Source organism: Mesorhizobium sp. M2D.F.Ca.ET.226.01.1.1, assembly GCF_004022705.2.
In the GTDB taxonomy this organism is placed as follows: domain Bacteria; phylum Pseudomonadota; class Alphaproteobacteria; order Rhizobiales; family Rhizobiaceae; genus Mesorhizobium.
This window is the reverse complement of record NZ_RZOY02000003.1, coordinates 44890-64665: the sequence shown is the minus strand read 5'-3', so window position 1 is coordinate 64665 and position 19776 is coordinate 44890. Positions and strand designations below refer to the sequence as shown.

Genomic DNA, 19776 nt, shown 5'->3' with positions numbered 1-19776 from the left:
GGGCGGCAGGGCCGAATCAACAAGGGTCGCGCGCTTCATGGGCGCTCTTGACCATGATTTCATGACGGGCGGATGAAGCTTGTCTTGCCTGGGCTTACGCCGGAACCTTGATCACCGCGCGCAAGCCGCCGAGCGGGCTATCCTCGAGGCTAATGTCGCCGCCGTGGCTGCGGGCGATGTCGCGGGCAATCGACAGGCCGAGCCCCGTGCCGCTGGCATCGAGGTTGCGCGCCTCGTCGAGCCGCAGGAAGGGCTTGAACACCTCTTCACGCTTGTCGGCAGCGATGCCTGGGCCATTATCGTCGATGGTGACGGTAAGCGAGCCGCGGCCGTGATTGGCATCGACCTCGACGGTCTTGGCGTAACGAAAAGCATTGCCGATGACATTCGAGAGCAAACGGGCGAAGGCGCGCGGCCGCACATGCACGGTCGGATCGCCGGTCAGCGTCGTCGTCAGCTTACACTTGCGCAGTTGCGCTTCCTCACCAAGCTTCTGGAAATAGGTCTCGAGGTCGAAGCGGCCGGTGTCCTCCGCGGCCTCGCCGCGGGCAAAGGAGAGATAGCCTTCCAGCATCGACTGCATGTCGTCGATGTCTTGGTTGAGCGCGGCCTTGGTCTCCGACTTGCCGCCGGCCAAGGCCAGTTGCAGCTTGAAGCGGGTGAGGATGGTTCGAAGATCATGGCTGACGCCGGTCAGCATGGCGGTGCGCTGCTCGATCTGGCGCTCGATACGCTCACGCATCTGGATGAAAGCGAAGCCGGCGCGGCGCACTTCCTCGGCGCCGCGCGGACGGAAATCGCGCGGCATCGGCCGGCCCTTGCCGAAGCTTTCGGCGGCCTCGGCGAGCGTCAGGATCGGCCTGATCTGGTTGCGCAGGAAGGGGATGGCGATCATCAGAAGCACCAGCGAGGTGCCGACCATCCAGATCAGGAAGATGTGGGTGTTGGAGGCATAGGCCTGGCTGCGCCGCACGAAGACGCGCAGCACCTTGCCTTCCAGCTGGACGCGCACCTCGACGACGTTGGAGTTGCCGACCGTGTCGATCCAGAATGGACGGTTGATCTGTTTTGTGATCTCCGAAGACAACGCTTCGTCGAGGATCGAGAAGAAGGGTTTCGGGCCGGGCGGCGGAAGTGGATCGGGTGGCAGCAGGTCCACCTTCAACTGCATGCGGTCCTGGGCGATGCGGATGATGTTGGCGTAATCGGCATCGTGCGGGTAAGTCTCCATCATGTCGATGACGGCTGCGATGTCCGCGATCGTCGCCTGCGACAGGCGCTGGGTCACCGTCTGCCAGTGGCGCTCCATGAAGACGAAGGCGACCACCGACTGCAAAAGGATCATCGGCGCGATCACGATGATCAGCGAGCGGGCGTAGAGCCGCTTCGGCATATAGAGCGCGACCAGGCGCCAGAACCGGTTCCAGGCGCGCGGCATCGCCCTCAGCGTCCGCATTGCGAGATCGCCGAGGCCGCCGCCGTTGGGCTTTTCCAGTTGCGTAGTCGCCATTCGCCCTTCCGCTCGTCGATGGCCTGTTCAGCAAAGGGCCTTCGACGATAATCTACTAGACGCTGAGCCGTTCTGGAATGGCCGTGACAGTTCAGACAGTTAGGACGTCAAACAGCCCATTGTTCGACATTGATAACAAAGGGCTTTTCCCAAAATTGTCAAACCATCAGGTCTGGTTCGGTATCGCCAGAACGGGGCAGGCTAGATTCGAAATAGGCCATTTTCAGGAACACACAAGCGAGGCCAGCCGAGATCGAGGCAACTGGGCCACCGTTGCATTGCTGAGAGTGCAAACAGTTAGGCTGCCGGTGCGCACGCTCGAGAGAGATTGCCCAGGGAATTTGCGCAGTCCCTGTTCCGACAACTTGCGAACGTCTAATATGCCCAAATGCAGGGGTCGCGCATCGCCTTCGGTCCGTTCGTACTCGATCCAGACATTGGGACCCTTCTCAAAGGCCAGGTTCCGATTACTATTGGGCATCGTGGACTTACGCTGCTTGCCGCACTTACCGCACGGCCAGGTGAGATCGTGACCAAGGCCGAGTTGATGGACGCGGCTTGGCCGGATACCGCCATTGAGGAAGGCAACCTTACCGTCCAAATCGCGACACTGAGAAAGGCACTGGGCCAGACTGACAACGGCGGTGAGTGGATCGCCACGGTGCCTCGCGTCGGCTACCGCTTCACCGGGACTGTCGAACCGGCCGCGAGCGCATCCTCCAGACCGATACCGCCATCCGGCAAGCCGTCGATTGCGGTGCTGCCCTTTGTCAACTTGGGCGGCGATCGGGATCAGCAATATCTCGGCGACGGGATAACAGAGGACATCATTACAGAGCTGGCCAGGTTCCGCTCCCTGCTCGTTATCGCGCGCAATTCATCATTTCAGTTTCGCCATCCTACATTGGACGTTGCGGAAGCACATCGCAAACTCGGAGTTCGCTACCTCGTCGAAGGCAGCATACGAAAGCTCGGCGATCGCATTCGCATAACCACGCAATTGATCGACGCCGCCACCGGCACTCACCTGTGGGCTCAACGGTACGACCGAGCCCTCAACGATATCTTCGCATTGCAGGACGAGGTTGCGGCTCTGATCGCCTCGATGGTCGAAGGCCAAGCGGAGGCCGATTCGGCGAGCCGCAGCAGACGCAAGCGTCCGGCCGATTGGGACGCATACGACTACTACCTGCAGGGGCGCGCGCACTTTTACCGATATGAGCTGGATAAGTCCGAGCCCCTCTTCGCGCGGTGTGTCGAGCTCGATTCGACATTCGCTCAAGGCCATGCCTTCCTCGCACAGGCCCTCGTGGGCAGATTTTGGTACGACAACGATCCGCTGACGCTACAGAAGGCCTTGGATTCAGCACATACGGCGCTCGCGCTCGACAGGAGCGATGGTGTCTGTCACCAGAGTATGGGGCTGGTCCTTACCCACATGCGACAGCACGGCGATGCGGGATTGCATTTCGAGCAAGCGCGCTCGCTGAACCCGCTGGACGTGAACATAGCAGGGGACTACGCAAGCTGGCTCAACTACGGCGGACGGGCCGAGACGGCGCTCAACGTGCTCGAAACTGCGCTCCTGCGCGACCCGTTACCACCGATTTGGTTCTGGGAGGTGAAGGGTAGCTCCCTTTTCCTGCTCGGGAGGTACTCGGAAGCCGTCGGCTCGTATCAGAAGGCCGGCGACCATTTCTTCATCCATGCCTTCCTCGCAGCATCGTACGCACATTTGGGCGAGACGGAGAAGGCGCGCGCCGAGGTCCAGGAAGCATTCACGAGAAAGCACGACCTGACTGTCCGGCTGATTTCAGGTCTCCCCTTCGCCGACCAAACCGCCCTCGAACTTTTCGCGTCAGGCTTCGCAAAAGCGGGTTTTCCCGTGTGAAGCGAAAGCTGCGTTCCAGATTCAACGGGCGGCTATTCTACACTGAGCCGATACCCAATACCGCGCACCGTCTGCAGCCACACCGGATTGGACGGATCGCGCTCGATCTTGCGGCGCAGCCGGTTGATCTGCACGTCGATGGTGCGCTCGCCGACATCCGATTCATCGCCCACCAGCTCATGGCGCGGTATGGTCTCGCCAGCCCGCGCGGCAAAGATCGCCAGAATCTCCTGCTCGCGGTCGGTCAGCTTAAGCGCCTCGCCGCCCCGCTTCAATTCGCGCTTGGCGATCTGGAACGTGTAGGGGCCGAACACCAGCTGTTCCACCTTCGGTGTCGCGGCCGGGCCGCCACGGCGCAAGATGTTGTTGATGCGGAGGATCAGCTCGCGCGGATCGAATGGTTTCGGCAGGTAATCGTCGGCGCCGGCTTCCAGCCCGGTGATGCGGCTGTCGGTCTCGGATAGCGCCGTCAGCATCAGGATCGGCACGTTCTTCTCCGCCCGCAGCGCCTTGGTGAGGTCGACGCCGGTTTCGCCCGGCATCATGACGTCGAGCACCAAAAGGTCGAAATCGAGCCCGGCGAGCTTGCGCCTTGCTTCGCCGGAATTGCCGGCGACAGTGACGCGAAAGCCGTTCTCGGACAGGTACTGCTTGAGCAGGTTGCGGATACGCGTGTCGTCATCGACAACCAGAAGATGCGGCGCGTCATCGTCGGGCGCGGCCGGATGATCAACCTTCTCAATGGTCTCCATGGTTCTTCCCCGATGTTTGCGCAGGCACAATGTCGATCTGCGCTCTTAGTTCCGGATTGACCATCGCTTCCAGGAATCGCTCGATCGTGGCGCGTTCGGTGGTTCCGGAATCCTCCAATGCCGCACGGATGCGGCGCGACTGTGGCCGCGCCAGCGCAAGGGCCAGGGCGCGGCCCTTGGCGGTCGGGTAGAGTTCGCGCTGCCGGCGGTCGCGCGGACCCTGCACCTGGACAATATGATCGGTATCGATCAGCTGCTTCAAGACCCGCGCTAGGCTCTGCTTGGTGATCTTCAGCACATCGAGCAGCTCGGCGACGGTCAGGCCCGGCCTGCGGTTGACGAAGTGCAGCACACGATGATGGGCGCGGCCGAAGCCGTAATCGGCAAGGATCTGGTCCGGATCGGAGGTGAAATCGCGATAGGCGAAGAAAAACAGTTCGATGATGGCGAAGTCGATGCCGTCCTCATCGGTGATGGCCGTCCTGATCGGTTTTCCGGCTGCGGGGCTCGTCATCATTTCTCCATGCGAGGCGGGAATTATGTCAGTACTATTGACGTAATTTCCGGGCAATGATAATTTTTGACAAGCTTTTCGGCGGATTGCGAACGAAAAGGCAAGAGGAAGCCGTTTTTCCGGAACTTCCTGAGTTTGCCACGAATTGAATATCCGCCTACGCTTCCAAGCACTGGCCAGCGTTTCGGATCCTGTGACGGGGGCCGGCACCAAGGCTATAAAACACAACGATTTGCGGGCCCGCCCGCGGGAGGTTTCCATGGCATCCGTTCCCTTCGATCAACTGGAAGGCTTCATCTGGATGAACGGCGAGTTCGTCAAATGGGCCGACGCCAAGGTCCATGTGCTGACCCATGGCCTGCACTATGCCAGCGCCGTCTTCGAGGGCGAGCGCGCCTATGGCGGTCAGATCTTCAAGCTGACCGAGCACAATGAGCGCCTGCATGAATCGGCGCGCCTGCTCGGTTTCAAGATTCCCTATACGGTCGCAGAGATCGACGAGGCCTGCCGCACGCTTTTGAAGAAGCAGGGTTTCCAGGACGCCTATGTGCGCCCGATCGCCTGGCGCGGCAGCGAGCAGATGGGCGTTTCGGCGCAGAACAACCGCATCAACTGCGCCATCGCCATCTGGCAGTGGCCGAGCTATTTCGACCCCGCGCAGAAGCTCAAGGGCATTCGCCTCGATGTCGCCGAATGGCGCCGGCCCGATCCGCGAACCGCGCCATCCAAGTCGAAGGCCGCCGGCCTCTACATGATTTGCACGCTGTCCAAGCATGCCGCCGAGGCCAAGGGCTACGCCGACGCTATGATGCTCGACTGGCGCGGCCAGGTCGCGGAAGCCACGGGCGCCAACATCTTCTTCGTCAAGGACGGCAAGATCCACACGCCGACGCCCGACTGCTTCCTTGACGGCATCACCCGCCGCACCGTGATCGGCCTTGCGAAGGACCGCGGTTTCGAGGTGATCGAGCGCGCCATCATGCCGGAGGAACTCGAAGGTTTCGAGCAGTGCTTCCTCACCGGCACGGCCGCCGAGGTCACGCCGGTCTCGGAGATCGGGCCATACCGATTCGAGATTGGCGAGATCACCAAGACGTTGATGAACGACTATTCTGCTGCAGTGCAACCAAAGCATGCGATCGCCGCAGAATAGCGATAGTCACAGCTTTTTTGTGCAATAGGGGCGGTTTTGCAGCCGCCCTTTTTATTTAAGCTTTTGTGCATTTGACTTTCGAACAATTCGGCGTCTCATGTGGCGTCGGCCCGAGGAGGCTGGCGGCTATGGAGGGACTAGTTACATGGACAGCAACACGATTATTCAGATCGTTGTACAAGTAATTGCCGGCGTCATCGGTGGCCAGGCGGTTGGCGCGGCGCTGAAGCAGGCGGCGATGGGCCAGCTTACCAAAATCCTCAGCGGCGCGATCGGCGGCGTCGGCGGTGCGGCCATCCTTGGCAGTCTGCTGGGTGGTGGTGGAGTCGACGCAGCGGCAGCGGCGGGCGGCATCGGCAGCGCGCTCGACCTGAAGAACCTTCTCGGCGGCGTCGGCGGCGGGGCCATCCTGACCGGCATCATCGGCGCGGTCATGAACGCGATGAAGAAGTAAGGCCTCTCGCTTCTGGTTTTCCGATGGGCGGCTTCGGCCGCCCATTTTCGTTTCCTGGATATTTGCGCTGGCCGGCAGTGGACGGCGTTTGCCCGCCTGTCTACATCAGGGCGATAACCGGAGCGGTTCAGACTTTTCCTGGAATTGCTCGAGAAAGGAAAGCCATGGGTCAGCTCAACGCCGGTATCGTGCCGGTCACGCCCTTCCAGCAGAATTGCACCATCCTGTTCGACATGGACGACAAAACCGGCGTCGTCGTCGATCCCGGCGGCGATGTCGACCAGGTGCTCAAGGCGCTGAAGGACAATGCGATCAAAGCCGGCGCGATCTGGATCACGCATGGCCATATCGACCATGCCGGCGGCGCGATGGAGCTGAAGGAGGCGCTCGGCATCGACATCATCGGCCCGCACGAGGCCGACAAGCCGCTGCTTGCCAATCTCGAGAACCAGGCCAAGCGTTTCGGCCTCACCGATCCAGTGCGCAATTGCGTGCCGGACCGCTTCCTTACCGAAGGCGAGACGGTGTCCTTCGGCAATCACGTGTTCGAAGTGCTGCATTGCCCGGGGCATGCGCCGGGCCATGTCGTCTACTACAACCGCGCGGCCAAGTTCGCGCATGTCGGTGACGTGCTGTTTCGCGGCTCGGTCGGGCGCACGGACCTGCCCGGCGGCGATCACGCCGCGCTGATCGCTTCTATCAAGAAGAAGCTGCTGCCGCTTGGCGACGATATCGGCTTCATCTGCGGCCATGGCCCAGGTAGCCGCTTCGGCGACGAGCGGCGGAGCAATCCGTTCTTGACCTAGGTTATGCTGATATTCAGGTGATGACGGCCTGCGAGCGGCAGTTTCCTGCGCTTCCGGTGCTCACGTACCTAAAAGTACGCTCCGCTCCGGTTCTCGGAACCTACCGCTCTCGACTCGGCCTGATCTGAATCAGCACAACCTGCCCAGTGGCGAGTGGCCAGGCCAGAAACAAAAAGCGCCGCTTGAGGCGGCGCTTTGCTTAGGGCAGGGAACCTAAATATTAATTGGCGACGCAGAAATGCTGGTCGCCGTCGCTGCCCGTGAAGGTGCCGGTCCGCGAATTGAAGGTGCGATAGCGATCCGAGCAATATTCGTACCAGGCCCGGGTCCACGGCTCGGCATAGCGGTCGGCATAGACGACGCGCGGCTGCACATAGTAGCGGCGCACCGGCTGGTCGACATAGTAGTCGTCCCCATAAGCCGGTTCGTAATAGCGCGGCCCGGGGTTGCTGAGCGCGCTGCCGATCAGGGCGCCGGCCGCGAGGCCGACAACGCCGGCGGCGAGGGCGTCGCCGCCATGATGGTGATGATGGTGCCAGCGCCAGTCATCGGCATTGGCCGCCGAGAAGGTGGCCAAAGTGGTCGCGGCGATGCCCGCGGTCAGGACGGCGGTCTTGAGAAAACGGTTCATTTTCGGTCTCCTTCGCGCCGGCCCGCGCATTTTTCAGGGGATGCGAGCCGGCTTTAGCAAAAGTTAATAGAAGACCGTGGCTGAACGGAGGCTGAACGGAAATCAGCGCAATCGATTTTTTCGAGGCCGGCTGTTTTTCGAAAGTCCGGGCACAACCCATTCCGGGCGGGAGCGGTCCCGCCTGAAAAGCCTCCGTCGGATCCGTCCTGAGCCGGCTTAGCCGATCGACAGATTGACGGCCTTCGGACCCTTGCCGCGCTTGTCCGGCTCGGTGTCGAATGTCACTTTCTGCCCATCCTCAAGACCGGGAAGGCCCGACGCCTGCACAGCCGAAATGTGGACGAAGACATCCTTCGCGCCATCGTCGGGCGTGATGAAGCCGAAGCCCTTGGCATGGTTGAAGAATTTGACGGTGCCGGTCTGCGGCATGGGAAACTCCTTTGATCCCATAAAGTCAAGTCTCGGGCCGGCAAATTGCCCGAGAGGAAATTTGTCCTTTATTTTAGCGCTATCGGCAAGAGAAAGTTTTCGCCTGCCGATCCAAGGATTTGCGCGCGAAAAAGGCGCGACGGTTCGGTCGCGCCTTCGCAATTTCGAGCCTGTCCAAAAGCCCGTTTATGATCCTGCCGCATCGTTGCATCCGCAAGGACAGGCGGCTGCGCCGATCAGGCGGCGCGCAGGTTGACCGCCTTCGGGCCTTTGCCCATGCGGTCCGGCTCGACGTCGAAGGTGACCTTCTGGCCGTCGACCAGCGTACGCAGGCCAGATGCCTCGATCGCGGAAATGTGGACGAACACGTCCTTGGCGCCGCCATCCGGCGTGATGAAGCCGAAGCCTTTGGTGGCGTTGAAGAACTTTACGGTACCGGTCTGGGCCATTGGGGAAACTCCTTCACCCGTGTCAGTCTTGTGGTTTGCCCGCTGCCTCGCGCCTTGGGCAAATCCCGGTGGTTGCTTCGGCAGTCATGCATTCGCGCATGGTCAAACCCCCCGCCGAAAAACGGGGCTGTCAGAGATTCACACTTATCGGGGAAAGGTCGTCCAAAACGTTCCGCTCTCCGGGTCGCAAATGCCCGAACGGGGAAATTTATTACACGGAAACGTGATGGTTGCAAGACGACGGTCGCGGGCGGCCCGCGGCGCGTCCAACGCAGGCGCCTCGATAGACCTCGTGCCGGCACGGGTCATCGGCCAGAGAAGGGCCAAGCATGGGCCAGAGTGAGGCTGCCGATCGACGGTTGCGGGTCTGGACACCGCAACGCGCGTGGTGTTGCTTAGCCTTGAATCTCCAGCCCGCATGGCTTAGGTCCGGCGGACCAACAAACACGGCAGGTTTCCCATTAACAGAGATCAAAGAAGAGCGGCAAACGCGAGTGGCAAGCCAGGAACGGCCAGCCCGCTCGATCCCTATGTGCAGCGCGCGCTGCAGCTGCACCAGGCCGGACGCCGTCAGGAAGCCGAGGCGCTCTATCGGCAGGTCCTGGGGCAGCAGCCGAACCATGCCGCCGCGTTGCATTTCCTCGGATTGCTGCTGCACCAGACGGGTCGCAGCGAGGAGGGGCTCGATCTCATCGAGCAGTCGGTGACGCTGCAGCCTAGGAATGCCGACTTCCTCAACAATATGGGCACGGTCATGCGCGACCTCGGTCGTGTCGCCGCCGCGGTCGATTTCTTCCGCGGCGCGGTGGACATCCGGCCGGACCAGCTGGCGGCGCGCGACAATCTCGGTTCGTCGCTGAAGCAGCTCGGGCAGTTCGACGCCGCCGAGGACATCTATCGCGGCACGATCGGCCGCAACCCGTTCCATGTCCGCGCCCGCATCGGGCTTGCGGAAACGCTGCAGGAAGCCGGGCGGCTGGATGAAGCGATCGCGCTGTTCCGCGAGTCCTTGTCGATCCGGCCGAAGGATGCCGAGCTGCTCTATAGCCTGGGCGTGGCCATGATGGAGAAGGGCAAGCTCGGCGAGGCTGCCGATCTTGCCCGGCAGGCAGTGGCGGTTGTTCCCGGCATGGCCAAGGCCTGGCTGCTTTTGACCCAGGTCAAGCGCCAGACCGAGCGCGACAAGGAGCTTGCCGGCATGGAAGCCGAGCATGCCAAGGCGCCGCTGGGCAGCCTGGCGCGCATGCAGCTTTCCTTCGGTCTCGGCAAGGTCAATGACGACCTCAAGGACTATGGCCGCGCGTTCGACTATTTCGCCGAGGGCAACGCCATCCGCCGCCAGGGAATCGACTACGATCCGGTCCGCACGCGCGACGAGTTCGAGGCGATGAAGGCGGTCTTCGACAAGCCCTTCTTCGGCAAGCACCCGACGAGCGATATTTCCGACGATACCCCGATCTTCGTCGTCGGCATGCCGCGCTCCGGCACCACGCTGGTCGAGCAGATCATCGCCAGCCATCCGCAAGTCTATGGCGCAGGCGAGTTGAGCATCCTGAAGACTGCGGTCGGCAAGCAGTTTCCGATGAGCATGCCGGGTGGATTCCCGAGCGGGATCCTCGATATGCCGGACAAGGCGTTCGCCGAAGCCGGGCAGGCCTATCTCGACACCCTGCATGACCGCTATCCGGGCTTCCGCCATGTCACCGACAAGATGCCGGGCAACTTCATGCTGGTCGGCTTCCTGCACATGATGCTGCCGAAAGCCAGGATCGTGCATTGCGCTCGCGATGCGGCGGCCACCTGCCTGTCGATCTTCAAGGTGCATTTCCGCGGCGACAGCCACCGTTACGGCTACGATCTCGGCGAGCTCGCCGATTTCCATAACCTCTACACCGACATCATGGCGCATTGGCACAAGGTGCTGCCGGGCGTCGTGCACGACGTGCGCTATGAGGATTTCGTCGCCGACCAGGAAGGGCAGACACGGGCGCTGATGGCCCATCTCGGCCTGCCCTGGGACGACAAGGTGCTGTCGTTCCACGAGACGGACCGGCCGGTCCGCACGGCATCGGCGGCGCAGGTGCGCCAGCCGATGTATCATGGTTCGGTCGATCTGTGGAAGCGCTATGGGGACAGGCTGAAGCCGTTGCTGGACAAGCTGGCCTAACACGCCGTTCGCCGATTGGTCGAAGCGCCCGAACTTCGTCATCCACGGGCGAAGCGGACGCGCAGACCCGAGGATCCATTTCGTGACTTCGCGCGAAGGGCAAAGGCGGCGCAAGAACAGAGATAGTTCTGCACCGCTGCAACGCTCATAGGTAGCGGAATGGATCCTCGGGTCTGCGCCGCGTCGCTTTCCCCCTTGCTCCGCCCTTGGATGACGACCTGACGGGCGTATCGGCCAATCGCAAGGGATTGCGGCCAACCAAGCTGGCGTTCCGTCAGTTCCTCAAAGCTCGATAAATGGCTGGAATCCGCCGAAGATCATGCGCTTGCCGTCGAACGGCATGGCAGACCAGTCCATCTTGAGACGCTCATCGGCCATCACCTTGGCCATGACGGCGTCGCGGCTCTGTCTGGACTGGTAAACGACCCAGGCGAAGATGACGATCTCGTCGTCCTTGGCCTGCACGGCGCGCGGAAACGATGTCAGCTCACCAAAGGGCACGTCGTCGCCGACGCATTCGACATAGGAGAGCGCGCGGTGCTCCATCCATATCGGGCCTGCGGTGTTGGCCAGCTTCTTGTAGTCATCGAGATTTGCCTTCGGCACGGCAATCACGAAACCATCGACATAGGACATGACTCAACTCCGTTGCTGAAAACGAGCTCCGGGTCGGCGGGGGAACGACCCGGAGCGGGGTGAGCGCGTCATCCATCTAGGCGACGCCTGCTCGCTAGGAAATTCAGTTCACCGGCGCGTTCATCGCCCAGGCGATGCCGAAGGGATCCTTCACCTGGCCCCAGCGGTCGCCCCAGAACATCACCTGCAGCGGGGTGACGATCTCGCAGCCGGCATCGACCGCGCGCTGCCACCAGGCATCGATGTCGTCGCTGCCGAGATGGAGCTGCAGAGTATAGCCTTGGGCCGCCTGATGCGGGTGGCCGTGTTCCGGATAGGCGTCGCCCAGCATCAGCGTCGAGCCGTTGACGTAGAGATGGATGTGCATCGTGCGGCCCTTGTCGTCCGGCGGATAGGCGAACACTTCCTCCGCGCCAAAAGCCTTCTTGTAGAATTCGGCGGCCTTGATGGCGCCGTCGACCTGAAGGTAGGGCGTCAATCCGCCGAGAACCTTGGCGCGGGGCGGGGTCTGATCGTTCATATTCGTGTTCCTCTTCACGGGGTTTGACCTAGCTTGCGGCCCAAGGACGGACGAACCGGCGGCGATCCTACACGCCTCCAGAAATTCTTTTTAGGCGCCTTGCCTTGCAGCCGCTTAGGCGCCTTGCCTTGCAGCCGCGCGGCCGCAAGACAATCGCGTTGAAAGCATCATTTTATATGACCTTCGCCGAGAAGGTGGTGTCGCGGCGGCTTTCGCGCGTTTCGAATATCTCCGGAAAGCCGATGTCCTTGCGCAGCTCCGCAGGCAGCGAGAGCAGGATGCGCTCGCTGCGGTGACGAGCGCGCGCCTCGGCATAGCGGTTGGCGAGGCGGCCGATGGACGACAGTACCGACATGATTGTTCTCCCTGGTTGATGCCGGCATCATCGTGTCGGCATCCCAAGGACGAGGCGGCAATCGACGATCCGACAGATCGCCTGATTTTTTTAGAACACCGATGCAGCCAGAGCGGTGTCGTAATATTCCACCATCTCGACGATCTGGCCGTCGCGAACCGTCCAGAAATTGGCGGTGCGCATGACGAACTCCTGACCGGTGGCGCGGCGTGTCATGTGGATTTCGACCTTCGCGGCGACCTTGTCGCCGCCATCGACGATGTCGACCGGGACGAAGTGCCGATATTCGAAGTCGTCGTCGAGCGCCAGCAGCCTGGAGAGGAATTCCTGCTTGCCATGTGCGGTGCCGGCGTGACGGGATTGCCGGGGATCGGCGATCCAGCGGAACACGACATCCTCGGAACACCGCGACAGCGCCCCCTCGATGTCGCGGTCCGCATAGGCCTTGTAGAGATTGCTGACGATTTCCACTGCACGCATGGCCCATTCCCTCCATGGCTAAACAGCTCAGCATGCTCCTTTTTTAGCAGATCGAAAAGTAATGTCGGGCCGAGAACACTATTTGCCGGGCCGGCGTTACTTCAAATGCCGGCCCGGCGGATGGAGCGTCTCTCAGCTGGGCGTTTCGGCCACTTCGCGGAAGAACGCCTCCGGGTCATCGACCTCGGTCAGCCGCCGCTTCTCGATCAGCCAGAAGCGGTTGCCGACCGCGCGGATGAAGGAGCGGTCGTGCGAGGCGAGTAGGCAGCTCGCCTCATGCTTCAGCAGTTCCTCCTCCAGCGCTTCCTGGCCGTCGATGTCGAGATGGTTGGTCGGTTCGTCGAGCAGATAGAAATTGGGATGGACGAGCCTGAGCACCAGCATCATCAGCCTCGACTTCTGCCCGCCGGACAGAAGGCCGATCTTCCGCTCCTGCATCTCGATCGCGACACCGGCACCGGCCAGCAGCGAGCGGGCGCGCTGCTCGCCGACCTCAAAGCGGCGCGAGATCATCGCCAGCGGCGTGTCGCTGCCATCGATACCCGACAGCGCCTGATCGCTGTAGCCGGGCACGGTCGACGGCGTCACCTTGATGTTCGCGGCAGAGCCTGGTTCGGCGATGGCGTTGCGGATCATGGCGATGAAGCGCGTCTTGCCGACGCCATTGCGGCCAAGCAGCACGATGCGATCGTCCTGGCAGATATGGCGCTTACCGGTCTTGAACAGCAGCGCGCCGTCGGGCGTTTCGACTGTGGCGTCCTCCAGCGTAATCAGCACCTTGGCGTGGGTGCCGCGGTTTGCGAGCCTGATCGCGCCGGCCGAGCGCTCGCGATGCGCCGCGACGGCGGCATCTTCCAGCTTCTCCGCCCGCTCCTTGAGCTGCTTGGTTTTCACCGTCAAAAGGTCACTGCCGGAATTGATGCCGATGTTGTTGAGCTTGGCGGCCTGCTTTCGCAGCTGCTGAGCAATCTTCATGTCGCGCTCGAACTTGCGCGCCATGGAGGCATCGAGTTCGTCGAGCGCCTGCCTGGCGCGCGAGTAGGGCAATGCGAACACCGGCGATTGTTCAGGGCGCAGGAACAGCGTGCGATTGGTGACAGCGTCGAGGAAGGCGCGATCGTGGCTGGCGACGATCACCGGCACCTCGCGCGGCAGCGCGTTGAGCCAGCTTTCCAACTGGCCGATCTTGGCCAGGTCGAGATGATTGGTCGGCTCGTCGAGCAGGAGTACGTCCGGATCGGTGACCCAGACGCGGGCGACCAGCGCCAGCCGCTGCCAGCCGCCGCTCAAGCCGCGCATCGGCCGGCTGCGCATGTCTTCCGGCACGTCGAGCGAATCCAGCACCACGTCGATGCGCCAGACCTCGCTGTCGCGCTGCTCGGCCGGCAAGGCATCAGCGACGACGTCATGGAAGCTGCGATCGAGCAGAGCGTCGGGAACGGATTGCGCGACATGGCCGACGAGCAGGCCGCGCGAGCGGGTGATGTCGCCCGCGGTGGGTTCGAACGCACCCGCCAGACATTTGAGAAGTGTGGATTTGCCCCGGCCATTGGCCGCGACGATGCCGAGCCGGTCGCCGGCGGCGATGGTAAGGTCGAGGTTGGAGAAGAGCGGCGCACTCATGATGACGCCGAGGGATTTGAGGCTGATCAAGGCCATGTCGATTTCTCTGGTCTTGCCGGAAAGTCCGGCTGATGCACTTTGACGGCGCGCCGGCAGGCCATCAGGCCAGGCTCAGCGGCACCACGAAGGGGCAGACCAAAAATCGAGACGGGAAAAACCCGGACCGTCCGGTCAGCCCTGCAAGCAAGCTCGCAGGGCGCAAATCGGGCCACGCTGACGATGGTGATCGATAAACACGCAGCCCTCCTTTCCAGATGTTCGAGTTGGGAGATTGGGTACACCGGGGGAGGGGCCCGTGGCAAGGGGGCGGCAGGCTGCAGGTCAAACGGACCTCAAATGGCCACCGCTCACTTCGTACTCTTTGTTCAAGTCCAATAGGAAATGCCCGAACACCGCCACTTTGCCGAGATCGACGACGATGACCAAAAGCATGTTGAAGCGACCGGTGCCGATCAAAACCTGATCGAACCGGCTTAACGCGTCCCGATAAACATAGTGGACGTCGTTCAAATAGGGCAGACGGATTTCATCCAAGTCCAGCGCCTCGACATATGGCCAAATGTCGACAGCTGCCTCCGCGGTGGAAGTAACGTCCTGGATAGGCTCTGCGAAACAGGCTTTGAATTCGTCTTCCTGAAGTCTGCGAACAACGACCATCTGGCCAGTCTAGATGCCGTTCGAATATATCTGCAACAGCGTGTTACTGCCCCGGCCGTCCGGTCTTGCCCGGTCGACGCTTTTGGCGGCGTTCGTTGGCCGGGTCCTCGTAGGAACCGATGCCCGAATGTTGGCGAACGATTGGTTTGTCGTCGCGCCCTTCCGGCGTGGGAGAAACCGGCTTTGGCTTCGCCGGCACTTTTCCTTCGACGGGTTTTTCCGTCCGACGCACCGTCATCTCGTCGAGCGAGTTTTTCCTGAACAACGGCTTGGTGCGATCGCCGGGAATGCCGAAATCGGAGCCATGCGCTTCCTGTGCCGTCTGCTTCTTGAACAGCGAGCGTGACACCGCGCCTGCCGGTGTCGCCATGTCTGTGCCGGGACCCACGTCATCGATCGACGGCTTGGCGAAGAGCGGCTTCTTCACCGGCACCGCGCCGTCGGCGCCCATCTCGTCGAGATGCGGCTTACGGAAGAGGTTGGGCCGGGCAGCCCTGGCCGCCTCTTCGGCGGCGCGGGCTTCGTCGAGCCTGCGGAAGCGCTCCTGCTCCTCGGCCGTCCGATGCCTGGCCACGCCCTTGTTGTGCTTGCCCTTTTCGCGGCCTGACGCCGGACTTTGGTTTTCCACCTCCCGTGCCAGCGGGTCGTCGGAGATGGCAAGCTCCATCTCGCGCAGCCGCTTGATCTCGTCGCGGATGCGGGCCGCCTTCTCGAAGTCGAGATCGGCGGCTGCGTCGCGCATCTGCTTGTCGAGCGCCTCGAGATGGGTTTTCAGATTGTTGCCGATCATGGCGCCGGCGTCGTCGGTGAACTGCGAGATGTCGGCGCGCACGTGGTCCTTCTCGTAGACGGAATCGAGAATGTCGGCGATGCGCGACTTGACCGATTCCGGCGTGATGCCGTTGGCGGCGTTCCACTCCATCTGCTTCTCGCGACGGCGGTTGGTCTCCGCCATCGCCCGCTCCATCGATCCGGTGATCTGGTCGGCATAGAGGATGACCTTGCCGTCGACGTTGCGGGCGGCGCGGCCGATGGTCTGGATCAGCGAGGTTTCGGAACGCAGGAAGCCTTCCTTGTCGGCGTCGAGAATGGCGACGAAGCCGCATTCGGGGATGTCGAGGCCCTCGCGCAGTAGGTTGATGCCGACCAGCACGTCGAAGGCGCCGAGGCGCAAGTCGCGCAGGATCTCGATGCGCTCCAGCGTGTCGATGTCGGAGTGCATGTAGCGGACGCGGATGCCGTTCTCATGCAGATATTCGGTGAGATCCTCGGCCATGCGCTTGGTGAGAACCGTGACCAGCGTGCGGTAGCCGGCCCGGGTCGTATCGCGGATCTCGCCGACGACGTCGTCGACCTGGCTCTTGGCCGGGCGCACCTCGACCGGCGGATCGATCAGCCCGGTCGGGCGGATGACCTGCTCGGCAAACACGCCGCCGGACTGCTCCAGCTCCCAGGCGCCTGGCGTCGCCGAAACCGCAACGGAGAGCGGGCGCATGGCATCCCATTCCTCGAAGCGCAGCGGCCGGTTGTCCATGCAGGAGGGCAGGCGGAAGCCGTACTCCGCCAGCGTCGCCTTGCGGCGGAAGTCGCCGCGATACATGCCGCCGATCTGCGGCACGGTGACATGGCTCTCGTCGATGAAAATCAGCGCATTGTCCGGCACATATTCGAACAAGGTCGGCGGCGGCTCGCCCGGCTGACGTCCGGTGAGATAGCGCGAATAGTTCTCGATGCCGGCGCAGGAACCGGTCGCCTCCAGCATCTCCAGGTCGAAGAGGGTGCGCTGCTCCAGGCGCTGCGCCTCGAGCAGACGGCCAGCCTTTTCAAGCTCTTGCAGGCGATGCTTGAGCTCTTCCTTGATCGACTTGATGGCTTGATTCAAGGTCGGGCGCGGCGTCACATAGTGCGAGTTGGCGTAGATCTTGACGCTCTTCAGCTCGCCGGTCTTCTGGCCGGTGAGCGGGTCGAATTCGGTGATCGCCTCGATCTCGTCTCCGAACATCGAGATGCGCCACGCCCGGTCTTCCAGGTGGGCCGGAAAGATCTCGATCGTATCCCCGCGCACCCGGAACGAGCCGCGCACGAAGTTGACGTCCTGGCGTTTGTATTGCTGGGCGACGAGGTCGGCGAGCAGCGAGCGCTGGTCGAGCCGGTCGCCGACCTGCATCTGGAAGGTCATCGCCGTATAGGTCTCGACCGAACCGATACCGTAGATGCAGGAGACCGAGGCGACGATGATGACGTCGTCGCGCTCGAGCAGCGAGCGCGTCGCCGAGTGGCGCATGCGGTCGATCTGCTCGTTGATCGAGGATTCCTTCTCGATATAGGTGTCGGTCCGGGGGACGTAGGCTTCCGGCTGGTAATAGTCATAGTAGGAGACGAAATACTCGACTGCGTTCTCGGGGAAGAATTTTTTGAACTCGGCGTAGAGCTGCGCGGCCAGCGTCTTGTTGGGCGCCAGGATCAAGGCGGGGCGCTGCGTCTCCTCGATCACCTTGGCCATGGTAAAGGTCTTGCCCGAGCCGGTGACGCCGAGCAGCACCTGGGTCCGGTCGTTCCGCTCGACGCCTTCGACGAGGTCCTTGATCGCGGTCGGCTGGTCGCCGGCGGGCTCGAAATCCGACACCATCTTGATGGCGATGCCGCCTTCCGACTTTTCCGGACGGGCCGGACGGTGCGGCGTCCAGAGCTGGCCGTCCTTGTGCAGCGGGTTGCCGGATTCGATCAGCGCCGATAGCGCCGCGACGGTCGCGGTGACGCCGCTCGACGAAACCTGCTCGGCATCCTCCAAGCTGATGTCGAGGCCGGCGACCGGGTTGAGGCCGGCGGCCGCGCGCTCCTTCGCCGACGCCGCGCCGCCCATCGAGGTGCCTCGCGCGGTGCGTCCGGGTGCCGACGAGCGTTCGGGGATCTTCTTCGGGGCTTTCGCCTTCGGCCGCTTTTCCGCCTCGCGCTCGATCTGTCCGGCCCAATCCGAGATCGAGCCGGTCAGCGGCGCGCCGGTGAAGTCAGCCTGCGGCGCTTCGGCGAAGCCGCCGGGATTCAGCGGCTCGGCGGCATCGAGGAAGTCGGTCAGCGGGCTGCGCCGCTTCGGCGCGCCGTCTTGCGAAGGCGTCTTCTTGTCAGGATGTCTGGCCATGGGGCGAATATGGGTGGACTCGGCCGAAATGGAAAGGGGCGAGTGAATAGGCGCTGCGCGAGCGCGGACGCTGCTGACAGAAGGCTGTCAGGAGAGGCGTCATGATCCGGTGGGAGAGGCTAACGCCGACCAGGTTCCTCGCCCCGCCAGAGGCGGGGAGAGGTGTCCGCGGAGCGGACGGAGAGGGGGGATTTGCAAGGCGGAAGCCCTTCTCTTCGAGGCACTTTCGCCGCCCGAATCGGTGCTCCCGTGTCGGCTTCGCCGAGCCACCTCTCCCCCATTTCATGGAGCGAGGAACCCAGGACTCAATTGAACCATAGCGCGAACGTGAAAAAGCCGGCGCCGCCGAACTCGCGCCGGATCTGGCCGAAATCGTCGCTGGTGAGGATCCTGCCGCTTTCGAGATAAGGCGCGATGCCGGGGCCGGTGATCGACAGGACGAGGTCGAAGGGTTTCGGCTCATCGAAGAAACGTTTCATGTTGATGCCCTTGCCGGTGATGCGGAAATGCGGCAGCAGCACGCGGCCTTCGAGAAGGTCCTCGGCCATGGTCAGTGTGGCGAGCCAGGCGGTCACCTGCTCCTGGCCGACCTCCAGGCCGGTGAGGGGATTGGAGCCTTTCTGCTGCGGGCCCGGCAGCCACTCGCGGTCATTGTCGGTCTCGGCCAGGATCGCTTTCCAGTCCTCGCGCGACAGCCGGATCATCTCCAGCAGATGGCGGCGCGCGGCCTGCCTGCGCTCCGGCTCGACCACCGGCCAGTTGACGAGATGCACCAGCGAGACGAAGTCGGCGAAGCGCCATTCCGAGGTGAAGATGTTGCCGCTCATGCCGCCATCCGGCGGCACCAGCGCATCCTGCAAGGGCAGCTTGGCGCGCGGGAACAGCATGTGGAAGGAGCCGTCGAACATGGCCCTGAAATCATGCGCCAGCCAGAAATCGGCCTGCGCCATCAAGAACTCGGCATAGCCTTGCAGCCAAAAACCGTCGGCGCGGTCGAAGCGGAAGGTCAGCGAAGGCGCGGTGTTGCTGGTGTCGATGCTGCCGTGGGCGAGCGAGGCCATGATCGCGGCGATGCTCTCGTCGGGCGCTATATTGCCATCCTCGTTGAGATCGATGCCGACGCGGGTAAGGTCGATCACCATGCCGATCTCGGCATCGTTCGGCACGGAATCCAGCGTTGCGGCGGATTTTTCCAGCCGGTCGCGGAAGGCGACGAGGATGGCACGGAACTCATCGTAGGTCAGCGGTTGCGGGTTGGGGTTGTCCGGCACAGGCAACTGCATCAGTGGCAGCATGAAGGATTTCGGGCTTTCGAAACCGTGGCGATGCAGACCGCCGGCCAGCAGCTCCAGGGCGGTGAAGAATTCGCCGGCGCCGGCGGCATAGGCCGATGCCGGGTCCTTGGCTGCTGCCGTCTCCAGCGTCGACAGCGCCGCGTTGCGTTCGCTCACGCTCCTGGCCTCGAACATTGTCTTGGCTGCTTCCGGCATCTCCGCCCAGGCGAAGGACGCAGGCAGAAATGCAAACAAGGCTGCTACAAGGATCGCTCTACGCATCGTCATCGCCCTCCACTGCGTCATGTCGCGAGCATACACATATTTGGCTCAAGG

General features: G+C 62.5%; 19 protein-coding genes. 5 read left to right on the top strand and 14 right to left on the bottom strand.

The features are described 5' to 3' along the window. Positions 1–94: 94 nt before the first annotated feature. Complete coding sequence (locus EN869_RS07720; RefSeq protein WP_127225925.1) at positions 95–1510, bottom strand: ATP-binding protein; 1416 nt, start codon at positions 1508–1510, stop codon at positions 95–97. Positions 1511–1898: 388 nt separating this feature from the next. Between EN869_RS07720 and EN869_RS07715 the strand changes: the two genes are divergently transcribed. Further along, complete coding sequence (locus tag EN869_RS07715; RefSeq protein WP_127225926.1) at positions 1899–3401, top strand: winged helix-turn-helix domain-containing protein; 1503 nt, start codon at positions 1899–1901, stop codon at positions 3399–3401. A gap of 32 nt (positions 3402–3433) precedes the next feature. Here the strand turns inward: EN869_RS07715 and EN869_RS07710 are convergent, their stop codons facing one another. Beyond that, positions 3434–4153: a response regulator transcription factor gene (locus EN869_RS07710; RefSeq protein ID WP_040989639.1), complete on the bottom strand. Its 720-nt coding sequence runs from the start codon at positions 4151–4153 to the stop codon at positions 3434–3436. Next, on the bottom strand, positions 4140–4667 hold the full coding sequence (locus EN869_RS07705) for a MarR family transcriptional regulator (RefSeq protein WP_027169932.1): 528 nt from the start codon (positions 4665–4667) through the stop codon (positions 4140–4142). The genes EN869_RS07710 and EN869_RS07705 overlap by 14 nt, the downstream gene beginning before the upstream one ends. 259 nt (positions 4668–4926) lie before the next feature. Here EN869_RS07705 and EN869_RS07700 point away from each other — a divergent pair, with 259 nt between their 5' ends. From EN869_RS07700 to EN869_RS07690, 3 genes are all read left to right on the top strand, one after another. Next, positions 4927–5820, top strand: coding sequence for a branched-chain amino acid aminotransferase (locus EN869_RS07700; protein WP_127225927.1), 894 nt, complete (start codon positions 4927–4929; stop codon positions 5818–5820). Positions 5821–5965: 145 nt separating this feature from the next. Continuing rightward, positions 5966–6274 (top strand): hypothetical protein, encoded by a 309-nt coding sequence (locus EN869_RS07695; protein WP_095817307.1) that lies wholly within the window; start codon positions 5966–5968, stop codon positions 6272–6274. 164 nt (positions 6275–6438) lie between these two features. Then, positions 6439–7080, top strand: coding sequence for an MBL fold metallo-hydrolase (locus EN869_RS07690; RefSeq protein WP_127225928.1), 642 nt, complete (start codon positions 6439–6441; stop codon positions 7078–7080). Positions 7081–7300: 220 nt separating this feature from the next. Here the strand turns inward: EN869_RS07690 and EN869_RS07685 are convergent, their stop codons facing one another. The 3 genes from EN869_RS07685 to EN869_RS07675 form a co-directional block, all read right to left on the bottom strand. Continuing rightward, on the bottom strand, positions 7301–7711 hold the full coding sequence (locus tag EN869_RS07685) for a BA14K family protein (protein WP_127225929.1): 411 nt from the start codon (positions 7709–7711) through the stop codon (positions 7301–7303). Positions 7712–7927: 216 nt separating this feature from the next. Then, entirely contained in the window at positions 7928–8140 is a 213-nt protein-coding gene (locus tag EN869_RS07680; RefSeq protein WP_006202521.1) for a cold-shock protein, read from the bottom strand. Between the two features lie 236 nt (positions 8141–8376). After that, positions 8377–8589 (bottom strand): cold-shock protein, encoded by a 213-nt coding sequence (locus EN869_RS07675; RefSeq protein ID WP_006202520.1) that lies wholly within the window; start codon positions 8587–8589, stop codon positions 8377–8379. Positions 8590–9121: 532 nt separating this feature from the next. On the opposite strand from EN869_RS07675, the gene EN869_RS07670 reads away from it, so the two are divergent. Next, positions 9122–10756 (top strand): sulfotransferase, encoded by a 1635-nt coding sequence (locus EN869_RS07670; protein WP_127225930.1) that lies wholly within the window; start codon positions 9122–9124, stop codon positions 10754–10756. A 282-nt stretch (positions 10757–11038) separates the two neighbouring features. On the opposite strand, the gene EN869_RS07665 is transcribed toward EN869_RS07670, so the two are convergent. The 8 genes from EN869_RS07665 to EN869_RS07630 all read right to left on the bottom strand — a co-directional run bounded on the left by EN869_RS07665 (position 11039) and on the right by EN869_RS07630 (position 19728). After that, a complete protein-coding gene (locus EN869_RS07665; RefSeq protein WP_127225931.1) occupies positions 11039–11392 on the bottom strand; it encodes a DUF1428 family protein in 354 nt (117 codons plus the stop codon). A gap of 103 nt (positions 11393–11495) precedes the next feature. Next, positions 11496–11912, bottom strand: a complete 417-nt coding sequence (locus tag EN869_RS07660; protein WP_127225932.1) for a glyoxalase/bleomycin resistance/extradiol dioxygenase family protein — start codon at positions 11910–11912, stop codon at positions 11496–11498. Positions 11913–12084: 172 nt separating this feature from the next. Further along, positions 12085–12267, bottom strand: coding sequence for a hypothetical protein (locus EN869_RS07655; RefSeq protein ID WP_095817313.1), 183 nt, complete (start codon positions 12265–12267; stop codon positions 12085–12087). A 90-nt stretch (positions 12268–12357) separates the two neighbouring features. Continuing rightward, positions 12358–12747 (bottom strand): nuclear transport factor 2 family protein, encoded by a 390-nt coding sequence (locus EN869_RS07650; protein WP_127225933.1) that lies wholly within the window; start codon positions 12745–12747, stop codon positions 12358–12360. A gap of 132 nt (positions 12748–12879) precedes the next feature. Further along, entirely contained in the window at positions 12880–14406 is a 1527-nt protein-coding gene (locus EN869_RS07645; RefSeq protein ID WP_127225934.1) for an ABC-F family ATP-binding cassette domain-containing protein, read from the bottom strand. 285 nt (positions 14407–14691) lie between these two features. Next, the gene (locus EN869_RS07640; RefSeq protein WP_127225935.1) at positions 14692–15027 is read right to left on the bottom strand and encodes a hypothetical protein; all 336 of its coding nucleotides are present in this window, start codon (positions 15025–15027) and stop codon (positions 14692–14694) included. Between the two features lie 43 nt (positions 15028–15070). Next, positions 15071–18166 (bottom strand): excinuclease ABC subunit UvrB, encoded by a 3096-nt coding sequence (gene uvrB, locus EN869_RS07635; protein ID WP_127225936.1) that lies wholly within the window; start codon positions 18164–18166, stop codon positions 15071–15073. Positions 18167–18471: 305 nt separating this feature from the next. After that, positions 18472–19728 (bottom strand): hypothetical protein, encoded by a 1257-nt coding sequence (locus EN869_RS07630; protein ID WP_127225937.1) that lies wholly within the window; start codon positions 19726–19728, stop codon positions 18472–18474. Positions 19729–19776 lie beyond the last annotated feature (48 nt).

Bases quoted from the DNA above. Each gene is read 5' to 3' on its own strand.
- EN869_RS07720 (WP_127225925.1), bottom strand. From the start codon at position 1,510: ATGGCGACTACGCAACTGGAAAAGCCCAACGGCGGCGGCCTCGGCGAT.
- EN869_RS07715 (WP_127225926.1), top strand. From the start codon at position 1,899: ATGCAGGGGTCGCGCATCGCCTTCGGTCCGTTCGTACTCGATCCAGAC.
- EN869_RS07710 (WP_040989639.1), bottom strand. From the start codon at position 4,153: ATGGAGACCATTGAGAAGGTTGATCATCCGGCCGCGCCCGACGATGAC.
- EN869_RS07705 (WP_027169932.1), bottom strand. From the start codon at position 4,667: ATGACGAGCCCCGCAGCCGGAAAACCGATCAGGACGGCCATCACCGAT.
- EN869_RS07700 (WP_127225927.1), top strand. From the start codon at position 4,927: ATGGCATCCGTTCCCTTCGATCAACTGGAAGGCTTCATCTGGATGAAC.
- EN869_RS07695 (WP_095817307.1), top strand. From the start codon at position 5,966: ATGGACAGCAACACGATTATTCAGATCGTTGTACAAGTAATTGCCGGC.
- EN869_RS07690 (WP_127225928.1), top strand. From the start codon at position 6,439: ATGGGTCAGCTCAACGCCGGTATCGTGCCGGTCACGCCCTTCCAGCAG.
- EN869_RS07685 (WP_127225929.1), bottom strand. From the start codon at position 7,711: ATGAACCGTTTTCTCAAGACCGCCGTCCTGACCGCGGGCATCGCCGCG.
- EN869_RS07680 (WP_006202521.1), bottom strand. From the start codon at position 8,140: ATGCCGCAGACCGGCACCGTCAAATTCTTCAACCATGCCAAGGGCTTC.
- EN869_RS07675 (WP_006202520.1), bottom strand. From the start codon at position 8,589: ATGGCCCAGACCGGTACCGTAAAGTTCTTCAACGCCACCAAAGGCTTC.
- EN869_RS07665 (WP_127225931.1), bottom strand. From the start codon at position 11,392: ATGTCCTATGTCGATGGTTTCGTGATTGCCGTGCCGAAGGCAAATCTC.
- EN869_RS07660 (WP_127225932.1), bottom strand. From the start codon at position 11,912: ATGAACGATCAGACCCCGCCCCGCGCCAAGGTTCTCGGCGGATTGACG.
- EN869_RS07655 (WP_095817313.1), bottom strand. From the start codon at position 12,267: ATGTCGGTACTGTCGTCCATCGGCCGCCTCGCCAACCGCTATGCCGAG.
- EN869_RS07650 (WP_127225933.1), bottom strand. From the start codon at position 12,747: ATGCGTGCAGTGGAAATCGTCAGCAATCTCTACAAGGCCTATGCGGAC.
- EN869_RS07645 (WP_127225934.1), bottom strand. From the start codon at position 14,406: ATGGCCTTGATCAGCCTCAAATCCCTCGGCGTCATCATGAGTGCGCCG.
- EN869_RS07640 (WP_127225935.1), bottom strand. From the start codon at position 15,027: ATGGTCGTTGTTCGCAGACTTCAGGAAGACGAATTCAAAGCCTGTTTC.
- uvrB (WP_127225936.1), bottom strand. From the start codon at position 18,166: ATGGCCAGACATCCTGACAAGAAGACGCCTTCGCAAGACGGCGCGCCG.
- EN869_RS07630 (WP_127225937.1), bottom strand. From the start codon at position 19,728: ATGACGATGCGTAGAGCGATCCTTGTAGCAGCCTTGTTTGCATTTCTG.